At 56.1% G+C, this 14177-nt stretch carries 11 protein-coding genes; 1 reads left to right on the forward strand and 10 read right to left on the reverse strand.

Going from position 1 to position 14177, the window contains the following annotated elements; genetic code table 11:
• Nucleotides 1–30: 30 nt before the first annotated feature.
• Genes mukB through cmoM form a run of 4 tightly spaced genes read right to left on the reverse strand, consistent with a single transcriptional unit; the run spans nucleotide 31 to nucleotide 7273 of the window.
• Complete coding sequence (gene mukB / locus RW65_RS08760; RefSeq protein WP_039056342.1) at nucleotides 31–4479, reverse strand: chromosome partition protein MukB; 4449 nt, start codon at nucleotides 4477–4479, stop codon at nucleotides 31–33.
• Entirely contained in the window at nucleotides 4479–5183 is a 705-nt protein-coding gene (gene mukE, locus RW65_RS08765; protein ID WP_039056343.1) for a chromosome partition protein MukE, read from the reverse strand. Before mukE ends, mukB begins: the two co-directional genes overlap by 1 nt.
• Nucleotides 5164–6486 carry a chromosome partition protein MukF gene (gene mukF, locus RW65_RS08770; protein ID WP_039056344.1) on the reverse strand — a complete coding sequence of 441 codons (1323 nt, stop codon included), beginning with the start codon at nucleotides 6484–6486 and terminating at the stop codon, nucleotides 5164–5166. The genes mukE and mukF overlap by 20 nt, the downstream gene beginning before the upstream one ends.
• Nucleotides 6479–7273 carry a tRNA uridine 5-oxyacetic acid(34) methyltransferase CmoM gene (gene cmoM, locus RW65_RS08775; protein WP_039056345.1) on the reverse strand — a complete coding sequence of 265 codons (795 nt, stop codon included), beginning with the start codon at nucleotides 7271–7273 and terminating at the stop codon, nucleotides 6479–6481. The genes mukF and cmoM overlap by 8 nt, the downstream gene beginning before the upstream one ends.
• Nucleotides 7274–7391: 118 nt before the next feature.
• Here cmoM and elyC point away from each other — a divergent pair, with 118 nt between their 5' ends.
• A complete protein-coding gene (gene elyC, locus RW65_RS08780) occupies nucleotides 7392–8171 on the forward strand; it encodes an envelope biogenesis factor ElyC (protein ID WP_039056442.1) in 780 nt (259 codons plus the stop codon).
• Here elyC and RW65_RS08785 read toward each other — a convergent pair.
• From RW65_RS08785 to msbA, 6 genes are all read right to left on the reverse strand, one after another.
• The gene (locus RW65_RS08785) at nucleotides 8148–9041 is read right to left on the reverse strand and encodes a YcbJ family phosphotransferase (protein WP_039056346.1); all 894 of its coding nucleotides are present in this window, start codon (nucleotides 9039–9041) and stop codon (nucleotides 8148–8150) included. The genes elyC and RW65_RS08785 overlap by 24 nt on opposite strands.
• A 135-nt stretch (nucleotides 9042–9176) precedes the next feature.
• Complete coding sequence (gene kdsB, locus RW65_RS08790; RefSeq protein WP_039056347.1) at nucleotides 9177–9923, reverse strand: 3-deoxy-manno-octulosonate cytidylyltransferase; 747 nt, start codon at nucleotides 9921–9923, stop codon at nucleotides 9177–9179.
• Nucleotides 9920–10102: a Trm112 family protein gene (locus tag RW65_RS08795; RefSeq protein WP_039056348.1), complete on the reverse strand. Its 183-nt coding sequence runs from the start codon at nucleotides 10100–10102 to the stop codon at nucleotides 9920–9922. Before RW65_RS08795 ends, kdsB begins: the two co-directional genes overlap by 4 nt.
• A gap of 52 nt (nucleotides 10103–10154) precedes the next feature.
• On the reverse strand, nucleotides 10155–11384 hold the full coding sequence (locus RW65_RS08800) for a winged helix-turn-helix domain-containing protein (RefSeq protein ID WP_039056349.1): 1230 nt from the start codon (nucleotides 11382–11384) through the stop codon (nucleotides 10155–10157).
• Nucleotides 11385–11429: 45 nt separating this feature from the next.
• The gene (gene lpxK / locus RW65_RS08805) at nucleotides 11430–12407 is read right to left on the reverse strand and encodes a tetraacyldisaccharide 4'-kinase (protein WP_039056350.1); all 978 of its coding nucleotides are present in this window, start codon (nucleotides 12405–12407) and stop codon (nucleotides 11430–11432) included.
• The gene (gene msbA, locus RW65_RS08810; protein WP_039056351.1) at nucleotides 12404–14152 is read right to left on the reverse strand and encodes a lipid A ABC transporter ATP-binding protein/permease MsbA; all 1749 of its coding nucleotides are present in this window, start codon (nucleotides 14150–14152) and stop codon (nucleotides 12404–12406) included. The genes lpxK and msbA overlap by 4 nt, the downstream gene beginning before the upstream one ends.
• Nucleotides 14153–14177: the final 25 nt, after the last annotated feature.

Here is a 14177-nt window from a genome sequence, read left to right on the forward strand (position 1 = left end):
ATTACTGTCACCCTTGCTTAGAAAGCTATTTTATGAGGCATCCACCGTGTCGGGAAGCGTTTGTGGAGGCTGTGGGGCAAACCCTCGCAATCCCACCACATGGACATGTTCGTGATTCTGCACGACTTTACGCACCAGTTTATAGGTGGTGCCTTTTTCCGGGCTGATATTTTCCGGCGCCGCGATAATCAGCTGCATCTCCAGACGCTCACACAGCTCAAACAGCGTGGCGATGGAGCGGGCGTCGAGTCGCGCGGCCTCATCGAGGAACAGCAGACGGCAAGGAGAAATGTCCTTACCACGCAGTCGACGCGCTTCATCTTCCCAGCTCTGTACCACCATCACCAGAATCGACATCCCGGTACCGATCGCTTCGCCGGTCGACAGCGCGCCGGATTCCGCACGCAGCCAGCCATCGGAACCACGGTTAACTTCCACTTCCATCTCCAGATAGTTGCGGTAGTCCAGCAGCTCTTCGCCAATGGTTTGCGGTGTGCGCTGCCCCATATCGATTTGCGGGTTAAGGCGCTGATAGAGCTTCGCCAGCGCTTCAGAGAAGGTCAGGCGGTTGCTGTTAAACAGATCCTGATGCTGCTCATGCTGTTCCGAAAGCACCGTCAGTAGCGTCGCATGGGTTTCACGCACGTTCACGTTCAGTCGCACGCTATTGACCTGGCCGAAGGAGACACTCTGTAGCCCCTGGTTAAGCATGCGGATACGGTTCTGTTCGCGCTGAATAGTTTTTCGAATAATGTTCGCTACGCTGCGTGAACTAATGGCCAGTTTCTGCTCGCGGGAGGTCAACTCTTCCGTCAGGCGGCTAAGCTCGATCTCCATCTGCTCAATGGCCTCAACGGGATCGTCAGTGCGAATAATATCCTGACGGATACGCTCACGCAGATGCTGATAGACCGCGACAAAGAACTGAATCTTACGTTCAGGACGTTTCGGATCCTCAGACATACGCAGCACATCGCGCAGATGTTCGTTATCCGCAACCGCCAGACGCAGCGCACCGAGGGCCTTATCCGACATCGACCGCAATTCATCCGCGGAAAGATAGGCCAGCTCACGACGGTGCAGACGGCGTTCAACACCGTTATCTTTCACCATCCGCATTACCGCACACCAGCCCGCTTTCGCCGTCACCACCTGCTCACGCATCTCGTGGTAATCGCGCTCCAGTCGGCGCAGTTTACGCGACAGGTTATCCATCTCCGCTTCACAGAAGGTCAGGGCTTTTTCCAGCTGATTGCGACGCGAGCGGTTGCCGGAGAGCTGCGCATGCAGTTCGTCACGACGAATACGCGCCCGCTCTTCTGCGCCGCTATCGGCGCGCACGCCGATATCCTGCAACTCTTTTTGCAGATCGTTGAGCAGCTCTTTTTTGGTGTCAAACGAACTCTTTAACGACGCCAGCACCTGATTGAACTGGCCATATTGCGCGGCGTGGCTGCGCATCGCTTCACGCGCTTTGGTGCGTTCGGCTTCCGCCTGCTCCAGACGCTGACGCAATTTTTCGTTGAGATCGTTATTGCCATTAAACATCTCCGCGACGTCAGAATAGCTAAAGTGCGCGCGGCGCTGCACCACTTCCGCGAGGGCAAAGGCTTGCTGGCGAGCATCTCGCTGCACCTGCTGCGAGGCGGCGTAATCCTCTTTTAACTGTTCAAACTGCTCCGGATCGCTTTGCAGAACGGAAACCACCGGCTCAAGTTTCGCCAGCTGGTTACCAAACTGCTGCATAAAGCGCGCGGCTTCCTGCGCTTCATCGAGCCGCTCCTGAATTTCATCGACACGATCGGCGAGGCTGTCGTCAGCCAGCAGATTAATGCGCGGCAGCAGGCGGTTCAGTTGGGCAACGCCCTCTTTCGCCTGTTCGAACTGCACGCGGTTTTGCTGGTGGTTGTTTTCATGATTGTTGAGCGCACGCTCCAGCTCGCCACGGCGGCTGCTAAGGGTGCGCATTTCCGCTTCCGGATCGGCCTCAAAGGCCACCGCCAGATGGCTGCCGATAAAGCGGCTGAACGCCTGATGCAGGCGCTGGGTTTTCTGCACATCAAACGAGAGGGTGGCAAAACGTTCCGCCAGCGCTTCACGCTGCGCATGCAGACTTTCGATACGGCTTTCGCGCGCGGCGCGACCAAACAGCGGCAAGGTTGGAAAACGCGAATAGCGCCACTGGCGATCGGCGATTTTCACCACCACCGCTTTTTCCATCTCATCAACGGCAAATACGCTGTCGTCGAAGGATTGCGGATCCCCTTCGATCAGATAGAGATCTTCCGGGCACTCTTCCAGCCCTTCCAGCATATCGGCGACCAGCGACAGGTCCGGTACCACAATCGCATGACGCGACGGCCCGTACAGCGCGGAGTAATACGGCGCGTCCTCGAGGCTGACGTCATCATAAATTTCTGACAGTAGTACGCCGCCAAAACGTTCCGCCAGCGCATTCAGACGGTTGTCTTCCGCCCCGCCCGGCTGGCTGAGGCGCTCGATTTCTTCATCGACGGTACGTTTCTGCGCGCCGATTTCATCGCGTTCAACGATGGCTTCACGCTCGCGCTCCAGCAACTGTTGCAGGTATTCAGTCACCTGCTGGCCGGATTCGAACTGCTCGCCACTCTGCTCGCACAGTTGCGTCAGGCTGTTCTGCGCCGCCAGCCATACCGGCGCGCGTTTGGTCAGCGACTGAATGCGCGACTGCAGTTGCTCCAGCTCCTGACGCATCTCCATTCGCTGTTCACCTGCGGCAGCAACGCTTTCAGAGAGGGCGGCAATCTGCGCTTCCAGCTCCTGATGCAGGGTTTCGAGCTCTTCTGCGTCATAAGTTTTGCCCTGGCGTTTGCAAAAATCCGCCAGTAAACGTTCGGCATCCTGCTGCTCGCGCAGGCGCTGTTCCAGCTCATTGAGCCGCATACGCAGGGGCTGCACCTGCTCCGCCAGATGACGCTGGTTAACACCATCGCGCAGCAGCTCGCGCGCCACGCTCCAGGCTTCATTACGCGCCAGCGGGCCATTAATCGCCGCCACCAGTTGATACGCTTGTTCAAACTGGCTGTGAGCGGCCTGTGCCACGCTGATTTTTTGATCCAGCGATAACAAGCGTTCCGTGGCTTCCTGCTCTTTCGCCTGGAAGGTTTCCAGCCACTCATCGGCGCTTTCCGCCGTCAAATCCGGCAGATGACACAGCTCTTTGGCGCGCTGCAGTGCCTGTAAAGCCTGGTTGTATTGAATGGCGCGGGTTTGCTGCACATCCAGCGCTTGCTGATAGTCGGCGAGCTGGTTTTTCAGTTCATCAACTTCAAGCTCGGCGGCTTCGGCGCGCGCTTCATTCTCTTCCTGACGTTCGGCTGCCTCAGCCACCACTTCGTGCTGCTCTTCGAGGCGAATCTGCAGTTCGTCGAGATCCGCTTCGTAGCGGGCAATTTTTTCCTGCTGACGCAGCGCGGTTTGCACCAGATTCAGGTGATCGCTGGCCGCCTGGTAATCGGCTTCCAGATCGCCTTCCGCGCCGCTATGCTCGGCGAGTTCGCGCGCCATATCGACATGCTTATACTGCTCCGACGCCAGCTGCTGGCGCGAGGTAAACAGGTCGCGACGAAACTCCAGCGCTTTGTCCAGATGCACCCGCCGTTCGTTGGCATGGCGCATATAGTCCGCCGCCACATAGTTAGTGGCTTCGCTAATGAGATGTTTAAACAGATCGCGATCGGACTGCGTTACGCGGATAGCTTCCAGCGTCATGCGGTTTTCGCGTAGCGCCGCTTCCATATCCTGGAACGCTTTACGCACGCCGCTGTTTTCCGGCAGCAAATAGTCGCGCAGCGAGCGCGTGATGGCGCTGGAGATCCCGCCGTACAGCGAAGCCTCGATTAAACGATAAAACTTGCTGCGATCCGAGGCGGAGCGTAAACGGCGCGCCACAATCCCTAAATCGAACATCAGGGAGTGATAATCGGTGATGGAGTTAAATTGCTTAAACTGCACCCCTTCCATGGTATCGAGCTTATCTTTAACTTCCTGCAGCGACAGCACGCGCGCCTGACGCTCATTCAATGTTTCCGTCAGCAGCTGCGTCGGTTGGACAGAGGTTGGCAGCCCCTGAATAGCAAAGGGCTTGATATCTACTTTGCGGTCGCGACCGGCAACCTGTTGCAGGCGTACCCCCACCAGCACCCGCTGATGGCGGGAGTTGATCACATCCAGCACCGAATAACAGACCCCGGCTTTTAGCTTGCCGTGCAGGCCTTTATCACGGGAACCGGAAGTCGCACCGGCTTCAGTGGTGTTACGGAAGTGCAACAGGGTCAAATCCGGGATCAAAGCCGTAACGAACGCGGCCATGGTGGTGGATTTCCCGGCCCCGTTGCCGCCGGAGAGCGTCGTAACCAGCTCATCGAGATCAAAGGTGCGGGCAAAAAAGCCGTTCCAGTTAATCAGCGTTAGCGAACGAAATTTACCGCGATCAATCATTACTCTTCCTCCGAGCTATCCGGCTGATTATCTTCTGGCTCATCATTGAGCTGCAGATGGTTTTCGACAGGCATCGCTTCACCGTCGCGGATCATGCGCAGCTGCGCCTCACGCGGATCGTCGCCCGAGCGCACGTCGGCACCAAAGCGGAACACGGATTCAGTGATACGGAACTTACTGCTGTCGTTACCCATAAACCAGATCATGCCCAGACGGCGCAGGCGGTTTAATGAGGAGCGCACCTTTTCCTGCAGCTTTTGTCTGTCGAGATCGGAGCCCGTTGAGCGGTTGTTAACCAGTTTCAGCAGCTTCGGTTCATCCGCCAGCGACATCAGCTCGTCATACAGCTCCTGCTGGGTGAAGATCCCTTCATTGGCCAGACGTTCCGGGCTGAGATAGAGATAACAGAGGATTTTGCCGACCATCATATCCAGCTCGGAGAGCACCGAGCGCGGAATCAGCGTGGTGGAACGCGGGCGCAGATAGAAAAAACCCTCCGGCGCGCGGATCAGCTCCACGTTATAGCGTGCGTAAAACTCTTCCAGATACTCCTGGAAATCCATTAAAAATGCGTGATTATCCAGCTCGTCCAGACCGATATGTCGTCCCGAGCGTAACGCGCTGTCCAGCGCCGGAAACAGAGAGTTAGCCAACGCCTGCGCCAGTTTAACCGGCATCACTTGTTCAATATTTGTCGATGACATGCGCCTGTACCTTGGCTCCGTAATCATTAATCGGCTGCCATTTCGGCGGCAGGCCGGTGAAATCTGCTTGCGCTACGCCCAGACGTACCGCCTGGTCTACCACGATGCGCGCGATGTCGAAATGACGCACGCGCGGATATTGCGCCAGATACTCGCGCGCCACCAGGCCGAGATCCAGCGGCACACCTTTGGTTTTATAAATCGCCAGCTGCTGCTCAATCAGCGCCGCAAGCTGCTCGCGAATTTCGTTGAACTCTTCGAACTCCAGATCCGGCGGCAGTTCGCCCGTTACTTCTTCATCGCGCAGCGCCATCTCTTCATCGCGCATATCCAGAAGCCGGTCGGCGCTGGCGAAGGTCAGCGCCCACGGCGCGTCGAAATAGGTTTGTACCGACTGGCGCAAACGCTGGGCGAAGACGCGGTTCTTATCCATATCGATAGCGGTACGAATAAATTTATGCACGTGGCGATCGTAGCCAATCCACAGGTCAATCGCCTGCTGACCCCAGCTGACGATGCGGTCCAGTTTACTTTGCAGATTAAAAACCAGCTGATCGAGGAACTCGAGATCGTCTCGACCCAGCGTGGCATCCTGAATACTCAGCAGATTAGACTGCAGCTTATCTCCTGCCGCATCGAGGGTATCCTGCAGTTCGCGCAGGGTGCCGGAGGTTTCCGACAGCAGCAATTCACAGCTGGAAATCGCCGCGCGCCAGTCTTTATTCAACAGCGCCGCGATATCGTCTTTGACCTGCTGCTGCTGCTCATCCATCAGTCGCTGCGTCAGATCGATGCTATCGAAAATCTCGGCAACGGAATATTTCAGCGGCGCATAGACGTTGCGATGCCAGTGAAACTCATCGCCTCCCTCCTGTGCGGCATCGGCGGCGCGTTTTAACTCGCTGGCGACAATCGATAGCTGCATGGAGAGACGCAGCGTGGAAAACTCGCGCTGACGAATGTAGTAATCGGTAATGCCAATACCCAGCGGCGTCAGACGGTAGATGGCATTACCCTCCACCAGCTCGCTGGTAAAGCGATTTAACAAACGCTGGCGCACCATATCATTGATGGCGTTATTGGCGCGCTGTGCGATGGTTTCGCTGGTTTGCTCAAACGCATCGCTCACATGGCGAAAGGCATCGACCAGCTCGCCTTCATTCATTTCTCCATCAAGCCGCTCACCGTTGAGCGTGGCGATGGCCAGCAAAAAAGAGAGTCTGTCGACCGGCAGCGAGATGGAGAAATCATTTTTTCTGGCCCAGGCAACCAGTTCGGGGACTGTCTGGGAAAATTCACTCATGGTTAATCCTTCCATCCATTTGCGGCTTAAGCGCTGTCACGTGTATATAGCGGCCAAGGCTAATGTAAGGCTCCTGGCGGCAATAGCGTGTTTCCAGTTCGAGCAACGCGTCAAAGCAGTCATGCTGCTGATGTTTTTCGCGCAGATAATCATGAAACACGCGGACACCCGTTTTACCGGTTACCTGCCAGCCAATCTGTTCAAGCCAGCGATAAACATCCGCAGGGGCGCGCGGAAAATCCGGGGAGAGGGTACGTTTTTTACGCTTTGGCATACCGACTTTCACATAGTCAAAATTCCCTGCCACCATATTGTGCATCAACAGGCCGTCGGCATTGTAAAACATTAATGACAGCGCGCCACCCGGACGCAAAACCGACCACAATGTTTGCAATACGGGCAGCGGTTCCGCCACCCATTCGAGCACAGCATGGAACAATATCAGATCGACCGGCGATTCCAAATGCTGAGCAATATCCTGTACCGCGCATTGTATAAAATGCATGTTACCGCTCACACCTTTTTCATCTGCCGCAGCCTGAGCGCGCGCTATCATCTCTTTCGACACGTCGCAGAGCGTGACATGGTGGCCCAGCTGCGCCATGCGAATCGCCGTCTGCCCTTCCCCGCCGCCAGCATCCAGCACGCGTAACGGCTCGCTGCCCATGCGTGCGAGCAGCACATCAAGATCCTGCCACAGGATCGCCTGGCGCAGCTGGCCTTTGGTGGTGCCGTAGATGTTGCGCGAGAATTTCTCCGCGATATCGTCGAAATTGCGATCCTTCATGGCCGCTCCACGCTCATGACAAAAGCGCTATTTTGTCACAGCCGTGCGGATAATGAACCCATCTGGTGTAAGATCGGCTGAAATCGCCTGCTGTATGCTCAAAAAGGAGACGGATTCGGTGCTTTTTACCCTCAAAAAATACATTGGCGGCATGATGCTGCCCCTGCCGGTGCTGCTTTTGTTGATGGGAATCGGTATTGCCCTCATTTGGTTTAGCCGCTGGCAAAAAACCGGTAAAATCTTTATCAGCCTCGGTTGGCTGGTGTTATTGCTGTTAAGCCTGCAGCCGGTGGCGGATCGTTTGTTAGCGCCGATTGAAAACACCTATCCTACCTGGCGCGGCACACAGCCGGTGAAATACATTGTGGTGCTTGGCGGGGGGTACACGTGGAATGACGCCTGGGCGCCCAGTTCAAATCTTATCAGTAACAGCCTGCCGCGCCTCAATGAAGGGATTCGTCTGTGGCAAGCAAACCCCGGCGCGAAGTTGATTTTTACCGGCGCGGCGGCGGTGACTAACCCGGTCAGCACCGCAGAAGCGGGCGCGCGGGTGGCCGAAAGCCTGGGCGTGCCGCGTAGCGACATTATTACCCTCGATAGCCCGAAAGATACCGAACGCGAAGCCGCCGCGGTGAAGCAGGCCATCGGCGATACACCTTTCCTGCTAGTGACCTCGGCGTCGCATTTGCCGCGGGCAATGATTTTCTTCCAGCGCGCGGGCCTGCATCCGCTCCCGGCACCGGCGAATCAGTTGGCGATTACCTCGCCGCTCAATCCCTGGGAGCGCATTATTCCCTCTCCGGTATGGCTGATGCACAGCGACCGGGTGAGCTACGAAACATTAGGACGCCTTTGGCAGTGGCTGAAAGGTGATTCAGGCCAGCCAGGGGAGGAGTGATTTCGACGCGAGATCGAAGTTGGTGCGGTTAAATTTCCCCGTACTGACCAGTTGCGCCACTTCATCCCACAACAGATAGAGCCAGCGCCGCCAGAGAAAGGATTCTGCCACCGGCGCGCGCTGGAGATAGTGCCAGAGCAAGCCTTCAGCCTGCGCTCCATCCACCAGGCGAAACAGTTCGTACTCGCGCGGTGCCCATAACATAATTCCCGGCCCGACCATCGCCAGCAGCTGATCGCTGCGGGCATCTTTCAACATGCTGCGCAGATTAAAACTGCCGTGCACCAGTACGCAGTTATCATTAAAACCCTCGAACAGCGTCGGCAGACATTCACGGGTACGAAACAGCACGCGCTTATCCTGCATCGTAAGCCCGGTGTTTTGATACTGGTTGAGGGTGGTCCACAGCACTTCTACCCGCTGGCGATACCAGGAGGGCCAGATATTTTCCTGGGTGCTGTCCACGGTGCCGACACAGCCGTGGCTATCCTGTCGGTGCCATGCGAGCAACGCTTCGACGATTTGATCTTTTAACTGCTCCCAGCGCTCCGGCGTCCGCGTGGGGGCTTCAACCGATACGCCGCGTAACCGCTCAATCAGTAACACATCCGGCCCCGGATGCTCTTCGTGGGTCATTACGCCATAGACAACGGGCATACGCACTGTGCCGCCGCGGGCGAGCATCGACATCTTCCAGGCCAGCTGGCGCGCAAGGCCGGGCGTTGAGAAGCTACGCGCCAGCAGCGGCATCGGATTTCCCTGGCTGTCATACAGCGACCAGAGTGCGGAATCCGGCTTTTCGCTAACGCACTCAATGCGGCTTAGTTTTTCGCCCAACAGATGACTCAGTTCAGCGCGCAATTGTTCCATAGCACATTGCCCTCACAAAAATGACTGCTTTTATAATGAGCGCCGATAGCGCAGATGTCATCCTGATGAGATCAAAACAGCGTGAGAATTTAGCAACAAACGGCAAATCCCCTCCGGGCGGAGGGGAGAGAAGGATTAACGCAGTTCCTGGCGCACACGTTCGAGATCGTCTGGCGTATCCACACCGGTACCGGGCACCACGCTTGCGACGTCGACATGGATTTTTTCGCCGTACCACAACACGCGCAGCTGTTCCAGCATCTCTATCTGCTCCAGCGGACTCGCCTGCCAGTTAACATAGCGGCGAATAAAACCGGCGCGATAGCCATAAATCCCGATATGGCGCAAAAATGTGTCGCCAATCGTCTGACGGGACTGGGCGAAACGGTCGCGATCCCAGGGGATGGTCGCGCGCGAGAAGTAGAGCGCATAGCCTTCAGCATCCATTACCACTTTCACCGCATTCGGGTTGAACGCCTCTTCCGCGCTGTGAATAGGCACCGCCAGCGTCGCCATACCAACATCGCGCGCAGCGAGATTTTCAGCGACCTGGCGAATAATGGCCGGAGGAATCATTGGCTCATCGCCCTGCACGTTCACAATCACCGTATCATCGCTAAAACCGCATTTCTCGACCACTTCTGCAAGGCGCTCGGTTCCGGACTGGTGGTCGGCGCGCGTCATGCAGACTTCACCGCCCACCGCCTGCACCGCACGCATCACCTCTTCGTTGTCCGTGGCCACGATAATACGTTCGGCACCGGATTCACGTGCACGCTCAAGGACATGCACCACCATCGGTTTACCGTTGATATCCACCAGCGGTTTACCCGGTAAACGCGTGGAGGCATAACGCGCCGGGATAATGACCACGAAACTCATGGATGGCTCTCTTCCGCAGTTAAAGAACGCGCTTCGGTTTCCAGCAAGACAGGAATGCCTTCCCGCACCGGGTAAGCAAGCCTGTCGATTTTGCAAATCAGCTCTTGTTTATCCTGGGTGTAATTAAGTTTCCCGTTACACACCGGGCAGGCAATAATTTCAAGTAAACGGTGATCCATTTTTCCTCCTGACGCACCGACGATTAACGGATAAAGCTTATCATACCAATGCTTATGCCGCGTCTATTTCCAGCCCGCTGCGATAAGCATTAAACAGCCCCTCAGGCAGACGCGAAAAGGCGATCCTTTGTGCGTCTTGCCAGCGGGCAAATTCACTAATAGCACTGATTAAACCCTTCTCCAGCGTAAGCGAGGGCTTGACGCCGTTTTCCAGATACAGCGAGATGATCTCCAGTATCCCCTCTTTGCGGTGCATTTTGGCATCCATGCGCCCCACCAGCCGTCCGCGATGCAATAGCGGTAGGACAAAATAGCCGAATTGACGCTTTGGCGCGGGCGTATAGCACTCCAGACGATAGCTGAAATCAAAGAACTGTTCGGCGCGTTTGCGATCCCAAACCACAGGATCAAAAGGTGACAGTACCGCGCTGTGCGTGGCGGTAAGCTTGTTAGCCTGCGCCTGTTCGAGCAGCGGCAATAACGAGGCATGTAGCCAGCAGGGGCCGAGTTTCTCCACATTAACCGGGGATATCGTGCCTGCATCCTGCATCTGTTCAAGCATTAACGGTAATGCCAGCTTCCGCAGACGGTAGTAATCCGCCAGCCACTGGGCGCGAAAAAGGCCCAGGCTTCTGGCGCTATTCTCCAACATGCGATATTCCGCGTTCTCCTGGGACAACAAGTCATTGCTATCGTCCCACTGCGGCATTACCCGCTGCGTGAGATCGTACACACGCTGGAAGTTACGCCGCTCCACCACCATCACTTTTCCAGCGGTAAATAATCCCTCCAGATGACGCTTGTGGGGCTTCCAGGCCCACCATCCGCCCGCACCTTTGCGCTGATGTTCAAAGTCAGCGGAACGTACAGGGCCATTTTGCGTAATGTGCGCCACAAGCTCTTCAATCTCAGCCGCATGTTCCTGCATCCAAGCCGCATGATACTTCCAGCCCATTTTATCGGGAGCCAGCATGCGGTGGCGCACCAGGGCGAAATCTTTGCGCGGCAGGAAACAGGCTTCATGAGCCCAGTACTCCATTAATTCCCCGCTGCGTAGCGCATCATCCAGCCAGTGTTGCGGGTACGAGCCCAGGCGGCTGAAAAGCACCAGGTAAGGGCTGCGGGCGACAATATTAATGGTGTCGATTTGCAGCAGGGACATCCGTTGAATGGTCGAGAGAATATCGGCCGGTCTGGCGCGACGGGAAGGTTTTCTTAAAAGCCCCTGCGCGGCGAGGTGTAGATGACGAGCGGCGGTCAGGGAGAGTTGCGGCACAGACATGGAAGTTCCTGTTTACGTAACAGGGCGCAGCCGGTGTGACAACCTTCAGCGCGCCAGAGTGAGCAATTCCTGCAGTAATTTTTCCGCCTGCTCGCCTTCAAGCTGCGCATCCACAGGCAGATACCACCAGTTATTCTGGGCAAACGCGCGGCACTTCACCGCATCTTTTTCCGTCATCACCAGCGTCTGCCCCGGCTGCACCAAAGAGGTGACATCATTAAGGGATAACGCCTGATGATCGGCAAGCGCCACGCACTTCAGCGGCGTTGCTCCGCATTCAGCAAGCGTAGCAAAAAATCGCGGCGGATGGCCGATACCCGCCATGGCGACAATAGCGTTCAGTTGAGACACCTCACGACGTTCGCCCGTCAGCAGATTTACTGCCAGCCCCGGGCGCAAACGCATCGGGATCTCCCCCGCTTTAGCCACGCCGCCATTGGTAATGACCGCATCCACGCTCGTTAAGCGTGACTCGCGCTCGCGCATCGGCCCTGCGGGGAGCCACCAGCCATTGCCAAAACGCCTGACGCCATCGACCACCACAATCTCTTTATCCCGCGCCAGTTTGTAATGCTGCAGGCCATCATCGGTAATAATGAGTTGAACGGGATGCGAGGCAAGAATCGCTTTAACGGCATCGCTTCTGACTGGCGAAACCGCAACCGGTGCCCCGGTACGCTGGTAAATCAGCACTGGCTCATCGCCTGCTTGATCCGTTGTCGTAACAGGTTCGAGGAGCAGCGGATAACGCTCTGCTTTGCCGCCGTAGCCGCGGGATACAACGCCAACACGAATGCCCCGCTGCTGAAGTTGCTCCACCAGCCAAATAACCACCGGCGTTTTGCCGTTGCCCCCTGCCGTCAGGTTACCAACCACCACCACCGGAACGGGCGCACGCCAGGATTTCTTTAAACCAAGACGATAGGCGAAACGAATGGCACCGCTCACCAGGCCGTAAAGCCATGAGAGCGGTAGCAATACCAGCCACAGCGGAGATTCACCGGACCAGATGCGGGCAATCATTCGCCAAACTGCATTTTGTGAAGCTGGGCATAGACGCCACGCTGCGTCAGAAGATCTGCGTGGCTACCCCGTTCAACGATGCGCCCATCTTCGACAACGACGATTTCGTCAGCCTGTTCGATAGTCGACAAGCGGTGAGCAATCACCAGCGACGTGCGGTTCTTTTGCAGCTCATTGAGGGCTGCCTGAATCGCGCGCTCGGATTCAGTATCCAGCGCCGATGTCGCTTCATCGAGGATAAGGATTGGGCTGTTACGCAGCAGCGCACGGGCAATAGCAATACGCTGACGCTGACCGCCTGAAAGCAGCACGCCGTTCTCGCCAATGATCGTATCCAGCCCGTCATCCATCTTATTGATGAAGTCGTAGGCGTAGGCCATTTTCGCCGCCTGCTCAATCTCTTCACGGCTGTACGTCTCGGTACGCGCGTAGGCGATATTATTAGCCACGGTATCATTGAAGAGATGGACGTTTTGCGAAACCAGCGCAACCTGATCACGCAACGACGTGAGCTTGTATTCACGCAGGTCATGGCCATCCATCAGGATCTGCCCCTCATCGATATCATAAAAACGCGTGATCAGGCTCGCCATCGTCGATTTACCCGAACCGGAGCGCCCGACCAGGGCAACGGTTTTACCCGCCGGGATGGTCAGATTGATATTGCGCAATGCCGGCGTTTCGCGTCCCGGATAGGTGAAAGTGACGTTGCGAAACTCAATATCGCCACGCGCACGGTCAACCACCCGCGTACCGGTGTCTTTTTCCTGCTCGCTATCGAGGATGGCAAACAACGTCTGACAGGCCGCCATACCGCGCTGAAACTGCGCATTGACGTTGGTCAGGGATTTCAGCGGACGCATCAGCGCAATCATTGAAGAGAAAACTACGGTAATCGTACCGGCGGTCAAGGTATCCATCACGCTTGGGAAGCTGGCGGCATACAGCACAAACGCCAGCGCCAGCGAGGCGATAAGCTGGATGATGGGGTCAGAGATGGAGGAGGCTGAAACCATTTTCATGCCCTGCAAACGCATCTTGTTGCTGACCTTATCAAAACGGCTGGTTTCGACTTCCTGACCGCCAAACATCAGCACTTCTTTATGCCCTTTCAGCATCTGCTCCGCACTGGTGGTGACCTGCCCCATCGTGTTTTGCATATTTTTACTGATGCTACGAAAACGTTTAGACACCACGCGGATGGCAATCGACACAATCGGTGCCAGCACAATCAGGATCAGCGAGAGCTGCCAGCTGTACCAGAACATCATGATAAACAAACCGATGATCGACGCACCTTCACGCACAACGGTGATTAACGCGCTGGAGGAAGAGGAAGCAACCTGTTCAGAATCATAAGTAATGCGCGACAAAAGCGTGCCGGTAGATTGCTTATCAAAAAATGAAACCGGCATACCCATCATATGGCTGAAGAGGCGACGACGCATGGTCATCACCACTTTTCCAGAAACCCATGAAATGCAGTAGCTTGAGATATAGCTGGTGAGACCACGCAGGATCATCAGCCCAATAACCACCAGCGGCATCCACAGCAGCACAGAGCGGTCAGTTTTACCAAACCCATCGTCCAGTAACGGTTTGAGCAGCGATAGCATAAAGGTATCGCTGGCTGCGTTGAGGATCAACGCTATCCCCGACACGATCAGACCCGCTTTGAAAGGCGCTATAGTTGGCCAAAGTCGGCGGAATGTCTGCCACGTAGAGAGATCTTTGTCGTTATGCATTCAAAAAACCAGCACTTGTTGAAAT

The organism is Enterobacter sp. Bisph1 (assembly GCF_000814905.1).
Classification (GTDB): Bacteria; Pseudomonadota; Gammaproteobacteria; order Enterobacterales; family Enterobacteriaceae; genus Kosakonia.

Excerpts from the sequence above, each read along its gene's own strand:
- mukE (WP_039056343.1), bottom strand. The coding sequence starts at position 5,183 with ATGTCATCGACAAATATTGAACAAGTGATGCCGGTTAAACTGGCGCAG.
- RW65_RS08795 (WP_039056348.1), bottom strand. The coding sequence starts at position 10,102 with ATGGATCACCGTTTACTTGAAATTATTGCCTGCCCGGTGTGTAACGGG.
- msbA (WP_039056351.1), bottom strand. The coding sequence starts at position 14,152 with ATGCATAACGACAAAGATCTCTCTACGTGGCAGACATTCCGCCGACTT.
- RW65_RS08800 (WP_039056349.1), bottom strand. The coding sequence starts at position 11,384 with ATGTCTGTGCCGCAACTCTCCCTGACCGCCGCTCGTCATCTACACCTC.
- lpxK (WP_039056350.1), bottom strand. The coding sequence starts at position 12,407 with ATGATTGCCCGCATCTGGTCCGGTGAATCTCCGCTGTGGCTGGTATTG.
- cmoM (WP_039056345.1), bottom strand. The coding sequence starts at position 7,273 with ATGAAGGATCGCAATTTCGACGATATCGCGGAGAAATTCTCGCGCAAC.
- mukB (WP_039056342.1), bottom strand. The coding sequence starts at position 4,479 with ATGATTGATCGCGGTAAATTTCGTTCGCTAACGCTGATTAACTGGAAC.
- mukF (WP_039056344.1), bottom strand. The coding sequence starts at position 6,486 with ATGAGTGAATTTTCCCAGACAGTCCCCGAACTGGTTGCCTGGGCCAGA.
- RW65_RS08785 (WP_039056346.1), bottom strand. The coding sequence starts at position 9,041 with ATGGAACAATTGCGCGCTGAACTGAGTCATCTGTTGGGCGAAAAACTA.
- kdsB (WP_039056347.1), bottom strand. The coding sequence starts at position 9,923 with ATGAGTTTCGTGGTCATTATCCCGGCGCGTTATGCCTCCACGCGTTTA.